The organism is Kitasatospora sp. NPDC101235 (assembly GCF_044767505.1).
Classification (GTDB): Bacteria; Actinomycetota; Actinomycetes; order Streptomycetales; family Streptomycetaceae; genus Kitasatospora.
In genome coordinates this window covers 144,660-166,867 of sequence record NZ_JBIWNZ010000016.1, presented here as the reverse complement: position 1 = coordinate 166,867, position 22,208 = coordinate 144,660, and the positions used below count along the sequence as shown (strand labels likewise).

The 22,208-nt window shown below is 73.9% G+C and carries 22 protein-coding genes; 6 read left to right on the top strand and 16 right to left on the bottom strand.

Going from position 1 to position 22,208, the window contains the following annotated elements; translation table 11 throughout:
- Complete coding sequence (locus ACIRRH_RS25705) at positions 1-825, bottom strand: isocitrate lyase/phosphoenolpyruvate mutase family protein (protein ID WP_403071752.1); 825 nt, start codon at positions 823-825, stop codon at positions 1-3.
- Positions 822-1,301 (bottom strand): carboxymuconolactone decarboxylase family protein, encoded by a 480-nt coding sequence (locus tag ACIRRH_RS25700; protein ID WP_403071749.1) that lies wholly within the window; start codon positions 1,299-1,301, stop codon positions 822-824. Before ACIRRH_RS25700 ends, ACIRRH_RS25705 begins: the two co-directional genes overlap by 4 nt.
- Before the next feature lie 140 nt (positions 1,302-1,441).
- On the opposite strand from ACIRRH_RS25700, the gene ACIRRH_RS25695 reads away from it, so the two are divergent.
- The 3 genes from ACIRRH_RS25695 to ACIRRH_RS25685 all read left to right on the top strand — a co-directional run bounded on the left by ACIRRH_RS25695 (position 1,442) and on the right by ACIRRH_RS25685 (position 3,604).
- The gene (locus ACIRRH_RS25695) at positions 1,442-2,224 is read left to right on the top strand and encodes an NRDE family protein (RefSeq protein WP_403071746.1); all 783 of its coding nucleotides are present in this window, start codon (positions 1,442-1,444) and stop codon (positions 2,222-2,224) included.
- 148 nt (positions 2,225-2,372) lie between these two features.
- Positions 2,373-2,588, top strand: a complete 216-nt coding sequence (locus tag ACIRRH_RS25690) for a hypothetical protein (RefSeq protein ID WP_363386566.1) — start codon at positions 2,373-2,375, stop codon at positions 2,586-2,588.
- A gap of 98 nt (positions 2,589-2,686) precedes the next feature.
- Positions 2,687-3,604, top strand: a complete 918-nt coding sequence (locus ACIRRH_RS25685) for an undecaprenyl-diphosphate phosphatase (RefSeq protein ID WP_403071743.1) — start codon at positions 2,687-2,689, stop codon at positions 3,602-3,604.
- On the opposite strand, the gene ACIRRH_RS25680 is transcribed toward ACIRRH_RS25685, so the two are convergent.
- On the bottom strand, positions 3,589-4,299 hold the full coding sequence (locus ACIRRH_RS25680; protein ID WP_403071740.1) for an alpha/beta fold hydrolase: 711 nt from the start codon (positions 4,297-4,299) through the stop codon (positions 3,589-3,591). The genes ACIRRH_RS25685 and ACIRRH_RS25680 overlap by 16 nt on opposite strands.
- A 170-nt stretch (positions 4,300-4,469) precedes the next feature.
- Between ACIRRH_RS25680 and ACIRRH_RS25675 the strand changes: the two genes are divergently transcribed.
- Positions 4,470-5,900, top strand: coding sequence for a PLP-dependent aminotransferase family protein (locus ACIRRH_RS25675; RefSeq protein ID WP_403071737.1), 1,431 nt, complete (start codon positions 4,470-4,472; stop codon positions 5,898-5,900).
- 151 nt (positions 5,901-6,051) lie between these two features.
- Here the strand turns inward: ACIRRH_RS25675 and ACIRRH_RS25670 are convergent, their stop codons facing one another.
- The 10 genes from ACIRRH_RS25670 to ACIRRH_RS25625 all read right to left on the bottom strand — a co-directional run bounded on the left by ACIRRH_RS25670 (position 6,052) and on the right by ACIRRH_RS25625 (position 17,043).
- Positions 6,052-6,228, bottom strand: a complete 177-nt coding sequence (locus tag ACIRRH_RS25670) for a DUF6126 family protein (protein ID WP_403071735.1) — start codon at positions 6,226-6,228, stop codon at positions 6,052-6,054.
- Between the two features lie 32 nt (positions 6,229-6,260).
- Positions 6,261-6,896 carry a helix-turn-helix domain-containing protein gene (locus ACIRRH_RS25665; RefSeq protein ID WP_403071732.1) on the bottom strand — a complete coding sequence of 212 codons (636 nt, stop codon included), beginning with the start codon at positions 6,894-6,896 and terminating at the stop codon, positions 6,261-6,263.
- Positions 6,897-6,975: 79 nt separating this feature from the next.
- A complete protein-coding gene (locus ACIRRH_RS25660) occupies positions 6,976-8,709 on the bottom strand; it encodes a pyruvate dehydrogenase (RefSeq protein ID WP_403071729.1) in 1,734 nt (577 codons plus the stop codon).
- Positions 8,710-8,886: 177 nt separating this feature from the next.
- Positions 8,887-11,292, bottom strand: coding sequence for a glycoside hydrolase family 65 protein (locus ACIRRH_RS25655; RefSeq protein ID WP_403071726.1), 2,406 nt, complete (start codon positions 11,290-11,292; stop codon positions 8,887-8,889).
- 73 nt (positions 11,293-11,365) lie between these two features.
- Positions 11,366-12,112 (bottom strand): HAD family hydrolase, encoded by a 747-nt coding sequence (locus tag ACIRRH_RS25650; protein WP_403071723.1) that lies wholly within the window; start codon positions 12,110-12,112, stop codon positions 11,366-11,368.
- A gap of 105 nt (positions 12,113-12,217) precedes the next feature.
- Positions 12,218-13,018 carry a VOC family protein gene (locus ACIRRH_RS25645; protein WP_403071720.1) on the bottom strand — a complete coding sequence of 267 codons (801 nt, stop codon included), beginning with the start codon at positions 13,016-13,018 and terminating at the stop codon, positions 12,218-12,220.
- Positions 13,019-13,212: 194 nt separating this feature from the next.
- Positions 13,213-13,707: an SRPBCC domain-containing protein gene (locus ACIRRH_RS25640; RefSeq protein WP_403071717.1), complete on the bottom strand. Its 495-nt coding sequence runs from the start codon at positions 13,705-13,707 to the stop codon at positions 13,213-13,215.
- Between the two features lie 164 nt (positions 13,708-13,871).
- Positions 13,872-15,632: an LCP family protein gene (locus ACIRRH_RS25635; protein ID WP_403071714.1), complete on the bottom strand. Its 1,761-nt coding sequence runs from the start codon at positions 15,630-15,632 to the stop codon at positions 13,872-13,874.
- 384 nt (positions 15,633-16,016) lie between these two features.
- Positions 16,017-16,733 carry a DsbA family protein gene (locus tag ACIRRH_RS25630; RefSeq protein WP_403071711.1) on the bottom strand — a complete coding sequence of 239 codons (717 nt, stop codon included), beginning with the start codon at positions 16,731-16,733 and terminating at the stop codon, positions 16,017-16,019.
- Positions 16,726-17,043 (bottom strand): alpha/beta fold hydrolase, encoded by a 318-nt coding sequence (locus ACIRRH_RS25625; RefSeq protein ID WP_403071708.1) that lies wholly within the window; start codon positions 17,041-17,043, stop codon positions 16,726-16,728. The genes ACIRRH_RS25630 and ACIRRH_RS25625 overlap by 8 nt, the downstream gene beginning before the upstream one ends.
- Here ACIRRH_RS25625 and ACIRRH_RS25620 point away from each other — a divergent pair.
- Together ACIRRH_RS25620 and ACIRRH_RS25615 are read left to right on the top strand one after the other, a co-directional pair.
- Positions 17,015-18,130 (top strand): 2-aminoethylphosphonate aminotransferase, encoded by a 1,116-nt coding sequence (locus ACIRRH_RS25620; protein WP_403071705.1) that lies wholly within the window; start codon positions 17,015-17,017, stop codon positions 18,128-18,130. The genes ACIRRH_RS25625 and ACIRRH_RS25620 overlap by 29 nt on opposite strands.
- 46 nt (positions 18,131-18,176) lie before the next feature.
- Entirely contained in the window at positions 18,177-19,490 is a 1,314-nt protein-coding gene (locus ACIRRH_RS25615; protein WP_403071702.1) for an FAD/NAD(P)-binding protein, read from the top strand.
- Here the strand turns inward: ACIRRH_RS25615 and ACIRRH_RS25610 are convergent.
- The 3 genes from ACIRRH_RS25610 to ACIRRH_RS25600 form a co-directional block, all read right to left on the bottom strand.
- Complete coding sequence (locus tag ACIRRH_RS25610) at positions 19,460-20,398, bottom strand: beta-ketoacyl-ACP synthase III (protein ID WP_403071699.1); 939 nt, start codon at positions 20,396-20,398, stop codon at positions 19,460-19,462. The genes ACIRRH_RS25615 and ACIRRH_RS25610 overlap by 31 nt on opposite strands.
- 102 nt (positions 20,399-20,500) lie before the next feature.
- Positions 20,501-20,788 carry a ferredoxin gene (gene fdxA / locus ACIRRH_RS25605; RefSeq protein ID WP_403071696.1) on the bottom strand — a complete coding sequence of 96 codons (288 nt, stop codon included), beginning with the start codon at positions 20,786-20,788 and terminating at the stop codon, positions 20,501-20,503.
- Between the two features lie 66 nt (positions 20,789-20,854).
- Positions 20,855-22,081: a beta-ketoacyl-[acyl-carrier-protein] synthase family protein gene (locus ACIRRH_RS25600; RefSeq protein ID WP_403071693.1), complete on the bottom strand. Its 1,227-nt coding sequence runs from the start codon at positions 22,079-22,081 to the stop codon at positions 20,855-20,857.
- Positions 22,082-22,208: the final 127 nt, after the last annotated feature.

Here is a 22,208-nt window from a genome sequence, read left to right as displayed (position 1 = left end):
TCAGCCCGCGGACAGCCGGTTGAGCTCCGGGTAGCTCAGCCCCTCGGCGAGCGCGGTGAACGTGCCGCGGCCGTACACCTCCTCGGCGACCCGGCGGACCGCCGCGTACGCCACCTCGGCCAGGCCGGGGCCCAGGCTGATCCGGGCCACGCCGAGCTTCGCCAGCTCGGCGACCGCCGCGGAGCCGGGGCCGGCCAGCACGTTCAGCGGCGCCGGGACGGCCTCGACCAGGGCGGCGATGGTCTCCGGGTCGGACACCCCGGGGACGAACACCCCGTCCGCGCCCGCCGCGACGTACGCCCGCAGCCGGCGGACCGCGTCGTCGAGCCGGCCCTCCGGAGCGCCGATCCCGTGCAGGAAGACGTCGGTGCGCGCGTTGACGAAGAGCGGCACACCGCCCGCGTCCGCCGCGGCCCGGGCGGCCGCGATCCGCTCGGCGGCCTCCTCCGCCGGCCGGCCCTCGTCCTCCAGGTTCACCCCGACGGCGCCGGTGGCGAGCAGCGCGGCAACCGTCTCGCCGACCCCGGCGGCGGTGTCCGCGTAGCCGCCCTCCAGGTCCGCGGTGACCGGCAGGTCGACCGCTCGGACCACTTGGGCGGTCCGGGCCAGCACCTGCTCGCGGTCGGCGCCGCCGCCGTCCGCGCTGCCGAGCGACCAGGAGACGCTCGCGCTGGCCGTCGCCACCGCCCGCGCCCCCGCGCCGACCACCAGCCGGGCGCTCGGCACGTCCCAGGCGTTCGCCAGCACCAGCGGCTCTCCCGGGCGGTGCAGCTCCCGCAGCAGCCGGGCCTTGTCCCGCTGGGCGTTCTGATCGGCGGCGCTCACTTGGCCGCCGGGCTCATCCGGGTGGAGATGCTGAGCCGGTTCCAGACGTTGATCGTGGCGATCAGCGCGATCAGCTGGGCCAGCTCGGTCTCGTCGAACCGTGCGGCGGCCTCCGCGTAGACGGCGTCCGGCACATGGCCCTGGGTCACCAGGGTGATCGACTCGGTGAGGGCCAGGGCGGCGCGCTCGCGGGCGGTGAACCACGGGGTCTCGCGCCAGGCCGGGAGGGAGAGCAGGCGGTGGTCCTGCTCACCGAGCTTGTCGGCGTCGGTGGAGTGCATGTCGATGCAGAAGGCGCAGCCGTTGATCATCGAGGCGTGCACCTTGACCAGATGGGCGAGCCGCGGGTCGAGGCCCTGCCGGGAGGCCCGGTCCACGGCGATCATCGCCTGGTAGTAGTCGGGGGCCAGCTTGAACATCTGCAGGCGCTGCTCGGGGGCGGGCACCGGGCCCCCGGTCGTCTCGTTCGTCGTCATGGCCGCCAGCCTAGGAGCGCGGCGGCCTACGGGCCTGGTGCGTTCGGCCATCCGTTCCTTGGGCCACTTCCGGGGTGCGAACGGCCGTGCCAGGATCGCAGGCAGGAGACCGCCGACAGGACGAGGTCAGGGGGTACGCCGTGTGCACGGCGTTCGTCAGCATCGAGCCGGGAGCGGCCGTCCCGGTGCTGCTGCTGTCCGTCCGGGACGAGTACCTGGGCCGCGCCTGGCTTCCGCCGGACCACCACTGGCCGGACCGACCCGAACTGCTCGGCGGCCTGGACCTCGCGGCCGGCGGCACCTGGCTGGCCGTCGACCCCGGCCGGCGCACCGCCGCCTGCCTGCTGAACGGCTTCGGCCCGCTCGCCCCCGCCGACGCCCGGCTCAGCCGCGGCCGGCTGCCGCTCACCGCCGTCCGGGAGGGCGGGATCGGCCACCTCGACCTCACCCCGTACGACCCGTTCCACCTCGTCCTGGTCCGGGCCGACGGCGCCCGGGTGTTCAGCTGGGGCGCCGGACGGCTGGAGGAGCGCGAACTGCCGTCCGGCCTGAACGTGGTGCTCAACGACGGGCTGGAGGGCCTGGCGGCCGGCCGCACCACCTCCGAGCGGATCCGCGCACTGATGGCCGCGCGGGCCGCCCACTTCCGGGCCCGCTTCACCGACGAGCCCCGGCCCGAGCCGACCGCCGAGGGGGCGGCCACGGCGGCCTGGGGCGGATGGCTGCCGATCGTCGCCGGGGACGGGCTGGCGCCGGACGCGGACGCCGCGCTGATCCAGCGGCGGGACTTCGGCGACGGGCGGATCTGGGGCTCCTCGTCGGTCTCGCTGCTCGCGCTCGGGCCGGACCTGCTGCGCTACGACTTCGCGACCGCGCCGGTGGCCGCGGACGGTCCCGGCTGGCGGCGGGTGGCGGCGGACTGACCGGCACCACCCCGGCGGCGTCGGACCGACCGGCACCGCCCCGGCGGCGTCGGACCGACCGGCACCGCCCCGGCGGCGGAAAAGGACTTGAACCTGACGCCGCGGGAGGCTGCATCGTGGCGTGGGCCGAGCCCGAAGGAGAGCCGCTGTGACACGCCCGGACCCCCCGCACCGCCCCCGCCGTCTGCTCGCCGTGCTGACCGTCGCCCTGCCGCTGGTGGGCACACCGGCCGCGGTGACCGCCGTCGTGCTGCTCTGCGACGCGGCGCACCGGGCCGTCCCGTCCGCCACCGTCCTGGCCGCCGTGGCAGCGGCGCTGATCGGGCACCTCGGCCCCGGTGTCCCGCAGCCGTACGGTCGGTGAACTTCCGACGGCGGGGTTGGCGAACGTCTACATGCCCGTAGTAGCTTCGCGAGGGCCCCGGCCCCGGCCGGCCACCGACCCCCGAGCGAAGGTGCGCGATGTCGACCCTGACCTACCCGGAAGCGATAGGCGTCGGCCTGCTCCAGGGCGTGACGGAACTCTTCCCGGTCTCCAGCCTCGGCCACAGCATCCTGCTGCCCGCCCTGGTCGGCGGAAGGATCCAGCACGACCTCGACATGACCGCCGAGGGCTCCTCGTACCTCGCCGCCCTGGTCGCCCTGCACCTGGCCACCGCGCTCGCGCTGGTGGTCTACTTCCGCAAGGACTGGGTCCGGGTCATCGACGGGCTGCTCGGCTCGATCCGGCACCGCCGGGTGGAGACCCGCAACGAGAAGCTCGCCTGGCTGCTCATCCTCTCCACCATCCCGGTCGGCGTGGCCGGCCTCGCGCTGGAGAAGGCCCTGCGCAACGCGCTCGGCAAGCCCGTCCCGGCCGCGGTGTTCCTCGCCCTCAACGGACTCGTCCTGCTCGGCGCCGAGCGGCTCAAGCGCGGCGGCACCGGCCGCCGCCGGGCCGGACACGCCGCCCCCGCCGACGAGCCGGGCGTGGACCCGGCGGTCGCCTCCGACCACCGGCTGACCAGGCTGGGCTACGGGCAGGGCGCCTGGATCGGCGCCGCACAGATCCTCGCCCTGTTCCCGGGCATCAGCCGCTCCGGCGTCACCATGAGCGCCGGCATCCTGCGCGGACTGCACCACGAGGACGCCGCCCGGTTCTCCTTCCTGCTCGCCACCCCGGTCATCCTGGCCGCCTCGGTCCTGAAGGTGCCCGAGCTGTTCAGGCCGGAGAACTCCGGCGTGCTCGGCCCGGTCCTCGCCGGCAGCCTCGCCGCCTTCGTGGCCGGCTACGTCTCGGTGCGGTTCCTCACCAAGTACTTCGAGACCCGCAGCCTGACGCCGTTCGCGCTCTACTGCTTCCTGGCCGGCGCCGGCAGCGCGGTCTACCTCTCGCTCTGACCCGTCCGGGCCGCCTCGGCCAGGACCCGCGCGAGCTCGGCCGGCCGGGAGAACATCGGCCAGTGCCCGGTGTCCAGCTCCACCAGCCGCCAGTGGCCGTCCGCGACCAGTCCGGCGGCCACCGGCGGCGGCTCCGGCCAGTCCAGCAGACACTTCACGTACACCGCCGGGAGCGCGCTCAACGGGCCTTCCAGGACGGCGGGTTCGGTCAGCGAGGGGCCCGGGTGCGCAGTCGCCCCCGCGGCGATCCGGGTGATCTGCTCGACCGTCAGCCCCTGCTCGGCGAACTCGGCCGGCGGCAGCGGCGGCCACCAGCCCCCGTGCGCGGCGAGGTCCGCCCGCAGCGCGGCCGGCTCCGGCATCTGGTCGGCGAAGGACTCCCCCGCCACCGGCACGTTGGCGTCCACCAGGACCAGCCCGGCCAGCCGGTCGCCGATCCGTTCGGCGGCCTGGCCCACCGGGATGCCCGAGTAGCTGTGCCCGACCAGCACCACCTCGCGCAGGTCCAGCCGCTCCACACCGGCGACGACGTCCGCCACGTGCGCCTGCTGCCCGGCGGGCGTGCCGTGCTTCTCCGCGAGTCCGGAGAGCGTCAACGGGTACGCGCCGTGCCCGGCCGCGCGCAGCTCCGCCACGACCTCGTCCCATGCCCAGGCACCGAGCCAGGCCCCCGCCACCAGTACAAAGTTCGCCATGCGCAGCACCGTAGCGCGTCGGGTACCCGGGCGGCCCGGGCAGCGACGGGAAACAGGACGTGGAGGAAACGTGGTGGATGCACCGGGCAGGCCGGCCTCCGGTCGACGGGGAAGGCCGCGGTCGTCACGGGCGCACGGGGCACCGCACCCGGCCACGCGAGAATGGGGCCGTGAGCACCTCCTGGACCTCCTTCGGCGGCGACCTGCACCTCGACCTCACCGAACGGCGGGCCGCCGGTGCCGGGCTGCGGGCCGCCCTGGAGGACGCGCTGCGCGAAGCCGTCCAGGACGGGCGGCTCGCCCCCGGCACCCGCCTGCCGTCCTCCCGGGCACTCGGCGAGGACCTCGGGATCGCCCGCAACACCGTGGTCGAGGCGTACGGCCAGCTCACCGCGGAGGGCTGGCTCAGTTCCCGGCAGGGCTCCGGCACCACCGTCGCCCGCCGAGCAGTGCCGGAGCCGGTCCAGGGCCGGCGGCCGGCCGCCCGGACGGCGCCGCGGCGGCAGGCGGCCCGGTACGACCTGATGTCCGGACGGCCCGACGTCTCGCTCTTCCCCCGCACCGCCTGGCTCACCGCCGCCCGCCGCGCCCTCGCCACCGCACCGCACGAGGCCCTCGACTACGGCAGCCCGCTCGGGCGGATCGAACTGCGGCAGGCGCTCACCCACTACCTGGCCCGGGTCCGCGGCGTCCGCACCGACCCCGACCACCTGCTCGTCTGCACCGGCGTCACCCAGGGCCTCGGCCTGCTCTGCGCCGCCCTGCGGGAACGCGGCGCCCGCACGCTGGGCGTCGAGGAGTACGGGCTGCCGCCGCAGCACGCGGTCGCCCGGGCCGCCGGGCTCACCACCACCCCGGTGCCGCTGGACGCGGACGGTGCCGTGGTCGACCGGCTCGGCATGGCCGGCGCCGTCCTGCTCACCCCGGCCCACCAGTTCCCCACCGGCGCCGCGCTGTCCGCCGACCGGCGGGCGGAAGCGGTGCGGTGGGCGCGGGAGCACGACCGGTACGTCGTCGAGGACGACTACGACGGCGAGTTCCGCTACGACCGGCAGCCGCTCGGCGCGATGCAGGCGCTGGACCCGGAACGGGTGGTGTACGCCGGAACGGCCGCCAAGAGCCTCGCACCGGGCCTGCGACTGGCCTGGCTGGCCCTGCCGGACGCGCTGGTCGAACCGGTCGCCCGGCTGAAGGTGCTGGCCGACACGATGTCCCCGGTGCTGGACCAGCTGACGCTGGCGGAGCTGATCACCTCCGGCACGTACGACCGCCACGTGCGGCGCTGCCGGCTGCACTACCGGCGCCGCCGCGACCACCTGGTCGCGGCGCTCGCCGAACGCGCCCCGCACGTCCGGGTCACCGGCATCGCGGCCGGCCTGCACGCCGTCCTCCAGCTGCCGCCCGGCTCCACCCCCGAAACCGAACTCCTCGCCCGCGCCCGGCGGGCCGGCCTCTCCCTCAACGGCCTCGGCTGGCACCGCGCCGCGCCGTCCCCCGCCGACACCGCCGCGCCCGCCCTGGTCATCGGCTACGGCACCCCGCCGGAACACGCCTTCCCGGCGGCGGTGCAGGCCCTCTGCGAACTGCTGCGCGGGGCGTGAGGCAAGGGCGGGAAGGGCTTCGGCCCCGCCGCCGGGGTCGGTCGACGGGCTGGTCCGCGCAGGGGCGCCCGGTCCGGGACGGCGGTCCGCCCGCCCCCACGGGGGTGGGGGCGGGCGGACGATCGGGGGGCCGGACGGGCGGGGGTGTGGACTACTTGTTCCGGCTGCCGAGTTCGAACAGGAGGATGATGAAGCCGGCGAAGAGGTGGCCACCGGCGGTGTAGATCAGCAGGCGGAGGTAGATCCGCTTGTTGGCCCACTTGCCGGCGTCCATGGTCTTCGGGCCGGCGGCGGTGTCGGGGGCGACGGTGGTGGTGGGATCGGCCATGGTGATCTCCTCCGGGATGTTCTGACGGCAGGTCAGTGAACGGCGGCGGGGCCGCCGCCGAGGCAGAGTTCGCCGCCGGGGCTCTGCAGCAGGGTGTGGACGAAGAGCAGTTCGACGTCGCCGTCCGACTCCGCGGCGATGCAGTGCGGGGTGAGCGAGTCGTAGTGGGCGGAGTCGCCCACCGCGAGGTGGTGGACGCGGTCGCCGAGGGTGACCCGGAGCGCGCCCTTCAGGACGTACAGCCACTCCTCGCCCGGGTGGACCCGGACCACCGCGTCCTGCACGCCCGGCGGGACGTGGACCCGCAGGGCCTGCATGGCGCGGCCGGGGGCGCCGGCCCGGCGGTAGCCCCAGCCACCGGCCCGGCCGGGCTCGATGGCGCCGCCGCGGACGACCGGGTCCGGTTCGGCCAGGGTCTCGCCGAGCAGGCCGGAGACCGAGGTCCCGTACGCGCGGGCGAGGCCGAGCAGGACGGGCAGCGAGGGCTGCCGGCGGCCGGTCTCCAGCCGGGACAGATAGGCTGGGGAGAGCCCGACCCGTCCGGCGGCCACCTCCAGCGTGAGACGGCTGCTGAGCCGGTGCTCACGGAGGCGGGCGGCGAGGCCGGCGACCTCCTGGTCGTCGAGCTGTTCGCCCGTGGCGGGGGCACCGGTGGAGCTGCTGGTCATGTGTCCAGTGGACACCCGGCGTGCCGCACAGGCAAGAATTTTGCCTCAGAGGCAAGTCGCCCCGCCCCAGCACCCGCGCTCACGGCCGCGGAATGTTCCGCAGGTTGCTCCGCGCCAGGTCGATCATGCGCCCGACTCCGCCCGAGAGCACCGTCCTGCTCGCCGCCAGCGCGAAGCCCTTCAGCTGGGCGGCGGTGATGCGCGGCGGGATGGACAGCGCGTTGGGGTCGGTGACCACGTCCACCAGGGCCGGGCCCGGCCGTTCCAGCGCCTCCGCCAGCACCTCCCGGACCCGGGACGGCTCGGTCACCCGCTTGGCCTGGATGCCCATCGCCCGGGCGATCCCGGCGTAGTCCACGTCCCCGTTGTCGATCTCGGACTCCGGGTAGCCGGAGACCAGCATCTCCAGCTTGATCATGCCGAGCGCGCCGTTGTTGAAGACCACCGTCTTCACCGGCAGCCGGTGCTTGGCCACCGTGAGCAGCTCGCCGAGCAGCATGCCGATCCCGCCGTCGCCCGCCATCGCGACCACCTGCCGCCCCGGGCAGGCGAGCTGGGCGCCGATCGCGTGCGGGAGGGCGTTGGCCATCGAGCCGTGCAGGAAGGAGCCGATCACCCGGCGACGGCCGTTGGGCTGGAGGTAGCGGGCGGCCCAGACGTTGTTCATGCCGGTGTCCACGGTGAACACCGCGTCCTCGGCGGCCACGTCGTCCAGCACCGAGGCGACGTACTCGGGGTGGATCGGCAGGTGCTTCTCGATGTCCCGGGTGTACGCGCCGATCACGTCCTCCAGCGCCCGGCAGTGCTTGCGCAGCATCCCGTCCAGGAAGGCCCGGTCGGACTTGGCGTCCAGCAGCGGCAGCACGGCCCGCAGGGTGGCGGCCACGTCGCCGTGGACGGCCAGGTCGAGGGCGGTGCGGCGGCCGAGCCGGGTGGCGTCGTGGTCGACCTGGACGGTGTGTGCCTGCGGCAGGAAGGAGTCGTACGGGAAGTCGGTGCCGAGCAGCAGCACCAGGTCGGCGGAGTGCAGCGCCTCGTGGCACGCCCCGTAGCCGAGCAGTCCGCTCATCCCCACGTCGTACGGGTTGTCGAACTGGATCCACTCCTTGCCGCGCAGGGAGTGGCCGATCGGCGCGTTCAGGGCCTGCGCGGCCGACAGCACCTCGGTGTGCGCCCCGCGCACCCCGGCGCCGCAGAACAGGACGACCTTGCGAGCCGCGTTGAGCAGCCGGGCCAGCTCCTGCACCTGGGACCAGGGCGGCGCGGCGACGGCCTGCTCGGTGAGGAAGTGGCTGGTGCCGGTGGGTCCGGCGGCGGGGAGCGCGGCGACGTCCCCGGGAAAGGCGAGCACCGAGACGCCGTGCGAGCCGAGCGCGTGCTGGACGGCGACCCGCAGCAGGCGGGGCAGCTGGGCAGGGGTGGAGAGCATCTCGCACCAGTTGCTGCAGTCGGTGAACACCCGCTCGGGGTGGGTCTCCTGGAAGAAGCCGGTGCCGATCTGCCCGGACGGGATGTGCGAGGCGAGCGCGAGCACCGGCAGGCCGCTGCGCTGGGCGTCGTAGAGACCCTGGATGAGGTGGGTGTTGCCGGGGCCGCAGGAGCCGGCGCAGACCGCGAGCCGTCCGGAGATCTCGGCCTCGGCGGCGGCCGCGAAGGCACCGGCCTCCTCGTTGCGCACGTGCACCCAGCTGATGCCGTCGGCCCGGCGGATCGCGTCCACGACGGGGTTGAGGCTGTCGCCGACGACGCCGTAGACCCGCTCCACCCCGGCCTGCCGGAGCACCTCCACCATCTGTTCGGCCACGCTCGCCACGGCTGCACTCCTTCGGTTGCCACGGGACACCTGCACCCTCCGTTGGCGGGGTGGCGGGCGCAGCCGGGGTGGGCCGCACGAGTGAGGGTGGGGCGGCGCGGCGGGACCGGGCCGGGGGCGGCGGGGCGGCCGGCGGGAACGCGCGCCGGTTCGGGGCGCGCGCCCGCCGCCGTGGGCCTACTCCGCCGCCAGGTGGTCCTGCTGGCCGAGCTTGCCCGCCGCGAGGCCGGCCTGGGGCTGGCGGCGGGCGGGTTCGCGGCCCGGGGGCTGGGCGACCCGCTCCTGGGCGGGCGGGACGGTGGTCGGCACGGTGACCGGGGAGCCGGACCTGACCCGGACCGCCTCGCCGTCGTGCCGCACGACGAGATCCTCGCCGCGGCGCAGCGTGTACGTCGTCTGCTCGTGGGTGATCTCGACGCCGAGCAGGTGCCCCCGCACCAGCAGCGAGAAGCTCAGCCGCATCAGCCCGGACGGCAGCCGGGGCTGGAACGAGAGCGTCTCGGTGTGGTCGCGCAGCCCGCCGAAGCCGGCCACCAGGGCGATGCAGGCCCCGGCCAGCGAGGCCATGTGCAGGCCGTCGCGGGTGTTGCCGCCGAGGTCGTGCAGGTCCATCAGGGCGGCTTCGGCGGTGTAGTCGTAGGCGAGGTCGAGCTGGCCGACCTCGGCGGCGATGACCGCCTGGGTGCAGGCGGAGAGCGAGGAGTCCCGGACGGTCAGCCGCTCGTAGTAGGCGAAGTTGCGGGCCTTCTGCTCGTCGGTGAAGGCGTCGCCGCGGACCTGCATGGCGAGCACCAGGTCGGCCTGCTTGACCACCTGCTTGCGGTACAGGTCGAAGTACGGGTAGTGCAGCAGCAGCGGGTACTTCTCCGGCGGGGTGCGCTCGAAGTCCCAGACCTGGTGGTGGGTGAAGCCGTCGGCCTGCGGGTGGACGCCGCGGTCCTCGTCGTACGGGATGTACATCGCGGCGGCCGCGTCGCGCCAGGCGGCGGTCTCCTCGGTGTCCACGCCGAGCAGCGCGGCCTCGCGCGGGTGGCGGACGGCGGCCTCGGCGGCGGCGCGCAGGTTGCTCTGCGCCATCAGGTTGGTGAAGACGTTGTTGTCCGCGACGGCGCTGTACTCGTCGGGGCCGGTGACGCCCTCGATGCGGAACTTCCCGGCCACGTCGTGGTGGCCGAGCGAGCGCCACATCCGGGCGGTCTCGACGAGCAGTTCGAGCCCGTACTCGCGCTCGAACTCCCCGTCCCCGGTGGCCCGGACGTAGCGGGCGACGGCGGCGGCGATGTCGGCGCTGATGTGGAAGGCCGCGGTGCCGGCCGGCCAGTACCCGGAGCACTCCTCGCCCCGGATCGTCCGCCACGGGAACACCGCGCCGGACAGGCCGAGTTGGGCCGCCCGCTCGCGGGCCAGCGGCAGGGTGGTGTGCCGCCAGCGCAGGGCCTGGTTGACGGCGGAGGGCAGGCAGTACGTGAGCACCGGCAGGACGAAGGTCTCGGTGTCCCAGAAGCTGTGTCCGTCGTAGCCGGGCCCGGTCAGCCCCTTGGCGGGGATGGCCCGCTCCTCGCTGCGGGCGCCGGCCTGCAGGACGTGGAAGACCGCGAACCGGACGGCCTGCTGGAGTTCGACGTCGCCCTCGATCTCGATGTCGCTGGTCTTCCAGAACTCCTGGAGGAAGTCGGCCTGTTCGGCGACCAGCCCGTCCCAGCCGGTGTACCGGGCGGCGGTCAGCGCGGCCTCCACCTGGTCCCGGACGGCGGGCAGCGAGCGGGTGCCGGACCACCCGTAGGCGATGAACTTGGCCAGCCGCAGCCGCTGTCCGGGCTTGAGCACGGTGGTGACGCTGATCCGGCAGTGGTCGGCCTCGGACTCGGCGACGGTGTCGGACTTCTCCGGGCCCTCGATGACGTGGTCCATCCCGGCCGCGACCCGGATGCCGCTGTAGCGGGTGCGGTGCACCAGGACGGCCTTGGTGCCGCTGGCGTGGTGCGCCTCGGGGTGCAGCGGCGCCTCCAGCACGGCGGCGGCCCGCGGGTCGCCCTCGGGGCCGCCGGGCAGCTGCTCGTTGGCGACCAGCTCGGACTGGAGCACGATCCGCACCGGGCCGTCCACCGCCTCGATGCTGTACTCGACGGCGGCGACGGCGCGCTGGGTGAGCGAGACCAGCCGGGAGGAGCGCACCCTGATCGTCCGCCCGGCCGGAGAGGTCCACTCGGCCTCCCGGTGCAGCAGGCCCTCGCGGAAGTCCAACCAGCGCTTGTGGCTGAGGAGTTCGCCGTAGCGCAGGTCGAAGGGCTCGTCGTCCACCAGCAGCCGGATGATCTTGCCGTTGGTCACGTTGATGACGCTCTGGCTCGACTCCGGGTAGCCGTAGCCGCCCTCGCCGTACGGCAGCGGGCGCAGCTCGAAGACGCCGTTGAGGTAGGTGCCGGGCAGGCCGTGCGGCTCCCCCTCGTCCAGGTTGGCGCGCAGGCCGATGTGCCCGTTGGAGAGCGCGAAGACGGATTCGGCGCGGGCCATCGCGGTCAGGTCCAGGCCCTGTTCGGTGATCTGCCAGGGGTCGATCGCGAAGTTGTCCGCAGAACTCATGCGCCCACCTCGCAACGCCCGGCAGGGGCGTTCGCCCACACGCACCTCTCGATGGCTCCCTCGCCACGCCCGCTCATGCCTTCTCCCCCAGGAGCTCGGAGAGGTCCTGGACGACCACGGTGGCGCCGTCCCGACGCAGTTCGGCGGCCTGGCCGGTGCGGTCCACGCCGACCACCGCGCCGAAGCCGCCAGCCCGGCCGGAGGCGACCCCGGCGAGCGCGTCCTCGAAGACCGCGGCGTGGGCGGGTTCGACGCCGAGGGCCCGGGCGGCGTACAGGTAGGTGTCGGGGGCGGGCTTGCCGGGCAGGCCCTCGGCCTTGGCGACGTTGCCGTCCACGATCACCTCGAACAGCTCCTCGATGCCGGCCGCCCGCAGCACGTCGCGGCAGTTGGCGCTGGAGGAGACCACGGCGCTGGGCAGCCCGGCCGCGCGCAGCCGGTGCACGTAGTCGACCGAGCCCTGGTACGGCTGGACGCCCTGCTCCCGGATCAGCCGCAGCACGGTGTCGTTCTTGGCCCGGCTGATCCCCTGCACGGTACGGGAGTTGGGCGCATCCTCCGGGGTGCCCTCGGGCAGTTCGATGCCCCGGCTGAGCAGGAACGCGCGGGTGCCGTCCAGGCGCGGGCGGCCGTCCACGTAGGTGTCGTAGTCGGAGACGGCGTCGAAGGGGACGAACTGCCCGCCGGTTCGGGCGGCTTCGGCGCGCAGGAAGGTGTCGAAGGTGTCCTTCCAGGCCGCGGCGTGCACCTTCGCGGTCTGGGTGAGCACCCCGTCGAGGTCGAAGAGGAAAGCACGGATGTCGTCCGGTAGCCCCAGCATGGGTGCAGTCTTACCCGGGAACGGGCGGGAAGCCGCCCATTTCCCGGCGGCGCGTCGCGGGAAGGGCGGCTTCCGGTTGCCCGGCCGGGACGGGCCGGGACGGCGTTACGGCGAGTCGGGCATCTGCGCCTCGGGCGACTCGATGACCGCGAAGGCCGCGCCCTGCGGGTCCTGGACCACCGCCATCCGGCCGGACTGCATGTCGAACGCCGGCTGGATCACCGAGCCGCCGGCCTTGACCAGGGCGTCCACCGTGGAGTCGGTGCTGTCCACCGAGAAGTAGCTCATCCAGTGCGAGGGCGTGCCGGGCGCCAGGTAACCGGGGATCGCCTGCATACCGCCCACCGTGCGGTCGCCGACGTTGAACGAGAAGTAGCCGTCCATGCCCTGGATGGTGGCCGGGCGCAGCCCGAGGGCCGGCTGGTAGAAGCGGCCGGCCGCACCGGTGTCGGAGGTGTTGAGCTCGTTCCAGACCAGCGCGCCGGGCTCGTTGACCACGCCCGCGCCGATGAAGTCCATCGCCTGCCAGACCCCGAACACCGCGCCGGTCGGATCGGCGGCGACCAGCATCCGGCCGATCGTGCCGATGTCCATCGGGTCGTACAGGAGGGTGCCGCCGGCCGCGGCGATGGATGCCCGGGCCGCGTCGACGTCGTCCGAGGCGAGGTAGGTGGTCCAGGCGACGGGCGGCGTCGGCTGCCCCTCGGGCGCCATCTGCGCCATGATCCCGGCGACCGGGCGGCCGTTGAGCAGGCACACGGCGTAGCCGCCGAACTCGGCCGGGCCGACCTTGCCCTGCCAGCCGAACAGGTCGCGGTAGAAGTCGAGCGCGGCCTGCTGGTCGCTCGCCATCAGGTCGACCCAGCACGGGGTGCCGGGCGTGTACGGATCGGTGACTACGGGCATTGCTGGGCCTCCCGGAGGCGGTGGTGGCCGGCTGTGGTGGTCGGAGCGGTCGGGCCGTCGGGCGGGTCGGACCGCGTGGGGGTCCGGCCCGGCCGGGACGACGGCGGTACACCGCCACCATCGGCCCGCCGCCGCGATCCCGCCACCGGACGGCGCCCTGGCGGGCGACCGGCGGCCGGACCGTCACGGGGTGTTCACGGGGCGTCGTGGCGGTGCGCGGTGACGAAGTACGGCTGCACCTTGCCGCTCTGCGCGTAGTCCTTGAGCCGGACCAGCAGCTCGGCCCAGGTGCCGGCCACCGCCGGGACGCCCTCCTCGCTGCCCGGTTGCCAGCCGCCGTGGCGGAACAGCAGCCGGGTGCGCTCGGGCTGGTCGGACACGCCGGGCCGGTCGGCTGTGGCGGGCTGGTCGGGCGCGCCCGGCTGGTCGGCCAGCTCCCAGCTGATCCAGGTGCCGGCCCAGTGCGGCGGGAAGGAGCCGGCATTGGTCCACACCACCCGGTCCCGGTCGGCCTGCTCCACCCGCAGCCGGAACGGCTCGGGGACGTCGGGGAAGTCGAACAGCAGGACGTCGCCGTCGCGGTCCACGCCGGTGGTCCACCAGGCGGCCAGCCCGTCGTGCGTGGTGAGCGCGGCGAGCACCACGGCCCGGGGTGCGGCGATGTCGAGCTGGAGGGCGATCTCGGGCATTGGGGTCCGCCTTTCGCGGTGACCGCTGGGTCCCTGCCCGGAGGCGTTCGGGCCCCGGGGCGTACGGGCCCCAGGCCCACCATGGCACGACCCCCGGACCCGCGCGCCCCGGAGGGCGCCGGCCCGGGGGTCGTCCCCGTGCTCCCGTGTTCCGGTGGGTGCGGTCAGCCTCCGCTGCCGTAACTGGTGTTCGCGCAGATGTCGTCGTCGGCGGAGCGGGCGTCGTTGGTGATGGTGGTCGGCAGCGGCTGCGGGGGCGCCGGGACGCCCGGGGCGGCGGACGGCGCGCCGCCGCCCGCGGGGGCACCGGACGCCATCCCCATCGCGGCCGCGTAGTCCTGACCGACGATCACCGAGATGCCCCGGGCACTGCTGGTCTCCAGGCCGGCGCCCGGGAACAGCGCGGCGACCTTCTCGGCGTTCGCCTTCTGCCCGGGGCCGTACTCGATCGTGGTGGCCTTGTACTTGGTGCTCGCCGCCTGGCCCGCCGTGCTGGCGGTGAACTTGGCACCCTTCAGCTGTTCGGTCGCCTTGCCGGCCAGGCCGTTGACGGACGTTCCGTTGTAGACCGCCACCCTGATCGCGGAGTTGGCGGTGTCCCCGGCCGGGGCTGCCGGGGTGGTGGGCGCGGGCGGCTGCGGAGCCGGGCTGGTGCCGTCGGCCGGGGCGTCCGGCTGCTGGCCGGTGGCGTTCTGGCCGTCGATGGTCTGGTCGGCCCTGAGGGTCTCCCAGAGCTTGCTGGCGTCCGCCTGGACCAGGTCGAGGTCCTTGTCCTGGGTGCGGTAACGCCAGGGAACCGTCACGAACTTGAGGTCGTGCATGTCGATGTTCTTCAGCGACAGGCCGAAGGAGAGCAGCTTGTCGGCCGAGTCCAGGCCGGGGTCGACGACCAGGGACTTGGTCGCGGCGTCGGCCAGCGGCAGGAGGGTAGTGGGGTTCATCCCCTCCTTCTTGATCTTGCTGGCGAGCGAGCCGAGGAAGGCCTGCTGACGCTTCATCCGGCCGATGTCCGAGCCGTCGCCGATGCCGTGCCGCAGCCGGACGTAGTCGAGCGCCTTCTGGCCTTCCACCGTCTGCTTGCCCTGCGGAAGGACGAGGTCGCCCTTCTTGGGCAGCTTGGGATTGATGTCGCCCTCGTAGATCGGCTTCGGCAGGCAGATGTCCACGCCGTTCACGGCCGAGGTCATCGCGGCGAAGCCGCTGAAGTCGACCACGAGGGTGTGGTCGACCCGGATGCCGGTGAGCTTCTCCACCGTGTTCTGGGTGCAGGCCGGGTTGCCGTCGTCGCTGCCGCCCATCGAGAACGCGGCGTTGAACAGGTCGATGTTGCCGCCCTTGGTCCACTTGCCGTTGGGCAGCTTGCAGGACGGCAGCTCGACCTTGGCGTTGCGCGGTATCGAGATCCCCACGGCGTGCTTGTGGTCGGCGTAGACGTGCAGCAGGATCGTGGTGTCCGAGCGGGCGCCGCCGTCCTCGCCGCCGCCGAGGTCCGAGTTGTTCTTGCCGCGGCTGTCCGAACCGATCAGCAGGACGTTGACCGGCTTGTTGCCGTCCGCGTCGGCCTTGGCCTCCGGAGGGCGGTTGCGGGCTATCGCGTCGGCGTCGAAGGACTTGATGTTGGCGTTCAGCTTGAGGTAGATCGCACCGCCGACACCGGCCACGACGACCAGCACGCCCGCCGTCGACCAGGCGACGATCTTCTTCACGTTCTTCTTGGGCTTGGCGCTCTTGCGCGCCGCGGCCCGGCCACCGCCCGCCGACGCTGCCTCCGCCTTGTCGCCGCCGCCACGTCCGCCCTTGCCCTGGGCGGCGCGGCGGGCCTCCGCCCGGCCACCGGCACGCGGGGAGGGCACGGAGCCCGCGGCGTCCTCCGTCGCGGGCACGCCCTCGCCCCGAGCCGGGCTCTCGCCCCTCCGACCTGACATGCGCGTACCTTTCACCGACGGAAGCGACGCCCCTGACGATCCGGCGCACCGCACACAGAGAGACGGTCCGGACCGTTCCCAGGTTGCACATACGACCGTCGTCACCATCCGACGATCGTGGCTTCCGATCATATTTAGGCCCGACACGATCACGGACCTCCGGGCCGCGGACAACGCTGTCGATCGGCGGACCACACCACGACAGAACAGTCGAAAACGCCCGATTCCGACGTGACCCATGCCACTTCACGGTTCCTGCACCGGCGCCGGATTCCGGCCACCGGAGCGGCCCGTGGAGGGTGTCACGGAGTCGGAGCCGGCCGCGGCTGCCCACCGGGGGCCCGGCCCCCGGCCCCGCGGATCCGCGCGGGCGGCTCCGTCGGATCAGCCGCAGCCGCCCGCGGTGTCCAGGTCGTAACTGCCGACCCGGTCGAGCAGTTCGGCCGGCACGTCCGACGACGGCTCGCCGCTGTTGCCCGCCGGCTCGCCGAAGGCCGTCCGCAGCGTGGCGACGACGTCGTCGATCCGGTCCAGACCCCACAGCCGCTCGCGGCCGATCCGGAAGTACGGGATCCCGAACACGTCATCGTCGTAAGCCGCGGCCAGCGCGTCCACCGCCTCCGCCCGGATCTGGGGATCGTGCTCGGCGGCGACCAGCCCGGCACCGTCCAACCCGACCGCGTCGGCCGTCCGCGCCAGCACCCCGGGGTCGCAGATGGGCTCGCCCCGGTGCCACCGGGCCTCGATCAGCGCCCGGTAGAGCACCCGCTCCTGGCCCTGGCGGCGCGCCTTCAGCCAGGCCAGGTGCGGCAGTTCCCAGGCCTGGTCGCGGTCGACCGGCCAGGCCAGCGGGTAGCCGAAGCGCTGGGCGGCCCGCTTGACGTCGAAGAGCACGTACCGGTGCTTCGCCTTGCCCATCGGGGTGTACAGCACCTCGGCGTCGCGCTCGCGCAGCGCTCGCAGGATGCCGTCGTCGGGCTCCCAGAACGGGTAGTGGTCGACGAGTTCCGCAGCCCGCGGGAAGCGGCGCTCCAGCTGGTCGACGGCCATCCAGCTGTACGGACTGCGGAAGCTGAAGTACGCGCGGGGACGCCTACGCATGCGTGGCCCTCCTCTCTCCGGCCGGATCGCCGGCCCGCCCGTCCGCCCCGGCGAGGAACTCACCGACCTCGGCGGCCAGTTCGCCGGCGTGGCTGATGTGGAAGCAGTGCCCGTAGCCGGGCCGGCGGGAGACCTCCGCGGCCGGCATCGCCGTAGCCAGCGCGTCGCCCCGCCACCGGACCAGGGCCGGGTCGGTGTCGCCGACCAGCACCCTGGTGGGAACGTCCACCCGGGCCAGGTCGAGCGTGCCGGTGTCGGCGAACTGCCGGAACAGCGTCCCGATGAGCGACCGGACGACGTCCCGGCCCACCCGCCTGGTCCTGATGAACCCCGGCCCGGTCGTCACCGACGACCGGGTCCGCTCGGCGCTGGCCGGCCCGGACATGTGCCACCGCGAGCCCGAGTTCTCCGAGCTGATGACCCGGGTGCGGCACAAGGTCACGCTCGTCGGCGGCGGCGACGAACGACACACCTCGGTCGTCCTCACCGGCTCCGGCACCTGCGCCGTGGAGGCCGCCGTCACCTCGGCGGTGCCCGCGGACGGCGCGCTGTTGGTCGTCGACAACGGCCACTACGGCGAGCGCTTCCAGCACATCGCCGCCACGTACGGGATCCGCACCCGGCGCCTGGAGTTCGGCTGGGCGGCCCCCGTCCACCTCGCCGCGGTCGACCGGGCGCTCGCCGACGATCCCGGCCTCACCCACGTCGGCGTGGTCCACCACGAGACGAGCAGCGGCATGCTCAACGACGTGGCCGCGATCGCCCGGATCGCGCACGCGCACGGCCGACAGGTGATCGTCGACGCGGTGAGCAGCATCGGCGCCGAGCGCCTCTCGCTGGCCGAGGACGGGATCGACTGGCTCGCGGGCTCGGCCAACAAGTGTCTGGAGGGCGCCCCCGGTCTGGCCTTCGTCTGTGCCGCCCGCACTGCCTTCGAGGCCCTCGGCGGCGGCCCGCGCCGCACCTACTACCTGGACCTGTACCGGCACCACACGGCGCAGGAGAAGGCCGCCGCTCCCGCCTTCACCCCTGGCATCCCGGCCTTCCACGCCTTCGACGCGGCGCTCGACCTCGCGCTCGCCGAGGGCCGGCAGGCCCGGCACGAACGGTACGAAGGGCTGGCCCGGCAGCTGCGCGACGGCCTGGAGCGGCTCGGTCTGGAGCTCCTGCTCCCCGCCGAGCAGCGTGCCGCCGCGCTGACCGCCGTCCGCATCCCGGCGGGCACCGGCTACGGCGAGCTCCACCGGGGCCTGCGGGCGGAGGGGTTCGTCATCTACGGCGTGCAGGAGCAGCTGGCCGAGGACTTCTTCCGGCTGTCGACCATGGGCCGCATGACGACCGGGGACATCGCACTGTTCCTGACCACCCTGGCCCGCCTGTTGCCCGCCCACCGTTGAACCGCGCGCCCTCAGGAAACCCGCAGACCCAGTGAATGAGGCACAGGTGACCACTCCGCGAGTCCACGCGCCGGCCCGGACCGCACCGGCGGTCCCGCCGTACCGACTGGTCCTGGTCGGTGGCGGACCGAGGGCGACCTACCTCCTGGAACGGCTGTCGGCGACCGTCGACCGGCTCGGCGAGGGGCGCCGGCTACAGGTGCGGGTGTTCGAGCGGACCGGGGAGTTCGGGGCCGGCCAGGCGCACAGTCCGACGCAGTCGCGGACCAGCTACCTCAACCGGATCGGCTGCCAGGTGAGCTTCGCCGCCGACGACACGGTCACCGGCGCCGGCCCGCTGCGGCCCGAGGCGCAGCGGCCGACCCTGCACGAGTGGTGCCGGAGGCGGTTCGAGGAGACCGGGGAGGCGGACTTCGACCTGGCCCCCGAGGACTGGCCCAAGCGGTACGTCCACGGGCTCGCCCTGCGGGACATGTTCGACACCTTCGCCGCCGACCTGACCCGGCACCCGGGCGTCGAACTCCACCTGCACCGGGCGGAGGTCGTGGACGTCGAACCGCACGAGGACGGCCTGTGCGTCGTCACCGGGGACGGGGAGCGCCACCCGGCCGACGAGGTGGTGCTGCTCACCGGCCACTCGTACCACGACCCGCGGCGGGCCCCGGCGGGCCGGCGGCTCGCCGGGCTGGCCGACCGCGGTGGCGCCCGGTACGTGCCCCACCCGTACCCGATGGACGTCGAACTCGGTCCCGACCGCACCGGTCCCGGGACGGTGGCCGGCTGTGCGGGCACGGGGCTCACCGCCATCGACGCCGTCCTCCACCTGACGGAGGGCCGGGGCGGCACCTTCCACGACGCCCCCGGGCACGGACTCGTCTACCGCCCCAGCGGTGACGAGCCCGCCGGGATCGTCGCGTTCAGCGGATCCGGCCTGTTCACCTTCGCCCGGCCGGACAACCACAAGCCGAGCAGCAGCGCCGGCGACCACCCGGGAACCTTCCTCACCGACGAGGCGATCCGCCGGCTGCGGGCCCACGCCGGCCGCCCGAACCCCGGCGGTGCCGACCGGCTGTGGCGCAACGAGTCGTCCGGCGGTGCGGCCTTCGAACCGGGCGGCCTCGACCTGACGGCGGACTTCCACCCGATCCGCTCCGACGGCGGCATCGACCGCCGTGTCACCGTCCTCGGGGTGCCCTCCGAGGGCGCGCGGTCGTTCCTGCTCTCCGCGCTGCGCCCGAACGCCAACCACTACGTCATGCGCGACACCCTGATCTGGCTGGACCGGTTCTGGCACACCATGGACCGGGCTGACCGGGGTCGTCGACCCCGTCAGGGGCAGCGGACGACCTGGCCGGCGTAGGACAGCCCGCCGCCGAAGCCGACCAGCAGCACCGGGGTCCCGCTCTCCAGCTCGCCGCGCTCGACCAGCTTGGAGAACGCCAGCGGGATGCTGGCCGCCGAGGTGTTCCCCGACTCGACCACGTCACGCGCGATGACGGCGTCGACCGCGCCGATCTCCCGGACGACCGGCTCGATGATCCGCAGGTTGGCCTGGTGCAGCACGACGCCGCCCAGCTCCTGCGCCCGGACGCCGGCCACCTCGCACACCCGTCGCGCGATCTCCGGCACCGTGGCGGTGGCCCACTTGTAGACCGTCAGCCCGTCCTGGGTGAACCTGCCCTCGCGGCCCTCGATCAGCACCGCCCGGCCCAGGTCGGGCGCCGACCCCCAGAACACCGGGCTGATCTCCGGCGTCGGCGAGGCCACCACGACGGCGGCGCCCGCGCCGTCCCCGACCAGGACGCAGGTGGTGCGGTCGGACCAGTCCGTGAACTCGGTGAGCTTCTCCGCCCCGATGACCAGGGCCGCGGTCGCCGATCCCCCGCCGATGGCGAGGTTGGCCAGCCCGAGGGCGTGCGGGAAGCCGGAGCACGCGGCGTTGACGTCCAGGGCGGCCGGCGACGGGATGCCGAGCCGGGCGGCGACCCGGGACGCGACACTGGGTGTGCGCTCCAACGCGGTGCAGGTCGCGACCACCACGAAGTCGATGTCCGCGGGCGCGAGACCGGCCTTGGCCAGCGCCTTCGCCGCGGCCTGCGTCGCCATGTCGGTCACCGACTCGTCGGCCTGCGCGACGTGCCGGGTCCGGATGCCCACCCGGCTGCGGATCCACGCGTCGTTCGTGTCGACCCGCTTCGCGATGTCGTCGTTCGTCAGCAACGTGGCGGGCTGGTAATGGCCGAGGGCCCGTATGCGCGAACCGATCACTGCTCAAGTCCCCTTGTTCCGACGGCGGATGGACGCAACCGCCGCACCCGGGCGGGTGCGGCGGTCTCCCGTGGGCCTCGCGGCGCCTCCGGCGCCGGCGGGTCAGGCCCCCTGCGGCGGCAGAGCGGCGACGAACGGGTGGTCCTTCCCGATCGGGCCGAGCTTGGAGGCGCCACCGGGCGAACCCAGGTCGTCGAAGAACTCGACGTTCGCCTTGTAGTAGTCCTTCCACTCCTCCGGAGTGTCGTCCTCGTAGAAGATCGCCTCGACCGGACAGACCGGCTCGCACGCGCCGCAGTCGACACACTCGTCCGGGTGAACGTAGAGCGATCGCTCACCCTCGTAGATGCAGTCGACCGGGCACTCCTCGATGCACGCCTTGTCCTTCACGTCGACACAGGGCTACGCGATGACGTAGGTCATGAATGGCTTTCCTCACGTGGTTGTCCGTCAGTACTACTGCGCTTCCGGCTTGGTGAACACCAGGCTCACGTTGTGCCCGCCGAAGCCGAACGAGTTGGCGAGGCCGGTGGTCCAGTTGCCCTTCCGCGGAGCGCCCTGGACGACGTCCAGGTCGATCTCCGGGTCCAGCCGGTCGAGGTTCCGGGTGGCCGGCACCACGCCCTCCCCGAGGGCGAGCAGCACCGAGATCGCGCCGACCGCGCCGGAGGCGCCCAGCATGTGGCCGGTCATGGACTTGGTGGCGGTCACCACGGGGTGCGTGGGGATCGCCTCGCTGATGGCCTGGGCCTCGGCCAGGTCGCCCGAAGGGGTGGAGGTGGCATGCGCGTGGACGTGTCCGATGTCCTGCGGCAGCAGGTCCGCCGAGCGGATCGCCGCCCTCATCGCGAGGACCTGCCCCTCGGGGCTGGAGGCCGTGATGTGGTCGGCGCTGGAGGTCACCGCGGCACCCGCCAGCACGCCGTACACCCGGGCGCCGCGCGCGCGGGCGAACTCCTCCCGTTCCAGCACCACGATGCCCGCGCCCTCGCCCATCACGAAACCGCTGCGGTCCACGTCGAAGGGCCGGGACACCACCTCCGGATCGCCCGACCGGGTCGACAGCGCCTTCATCTGGGCGAACGCCGCGACCGTGAACCGGTGGAGGCAGGCCTCGGCGCCACCGGCCACCACCACATCCGCCTGGCCCGCCCTGATCAGCTCCAGGCCCATCGCGATCGCCTCCGCCCCCGAGGCGCACGCGCTCACCGGGGTCCGGGCACCGCCACGGGCACCCAGCTCCATGCTGACCGCGGCGGCCGGGCCGTTGGGCATCAGCATCGGCACCGTGAACGGCGAGATCCTCCGGGGGCCCGAGGTCTCGTAGATGTCGTCCTGCGTCAGCGTGGTCAGCACGCCTCCGGTCCCGGTGCCGATGACCACGGCGAGGCGCTCGGGCTCCACCTGCGGCTCGCCCGCGTCCCGCCAGGCCTCCCTGGAGGTGGCCACCGCCAGCTGGCCGCACCGGTCGAGCTTGCGCGCCTGGACCCGGTCCAGGAGCGAGGCCGGATCGACCGGAAGACGCGCGCAGACGTGCACCGACAGCTCCGCGCCCCAGTCCTCGTCGATGAGCGTGACCCCGGACTTCCCGGCCAGCAGGCCCGTCCACGTCGCCGCCGCGTCGGCTCCCAGCGGAGTGATCGCCCCGACGCCCGTGACTACGACATTGTTTCGCTCGGCCACACCGGCCCCCTCTGAAGTAGTAGGGAATTCCCAATACCCGGCCGTCGCGCAGATGACCGGACCATTCTCCGTCTACGAGCGTGCCAGGCACGGGAGTTCGCCGTGGTGGGCAGCGATGACCGATACT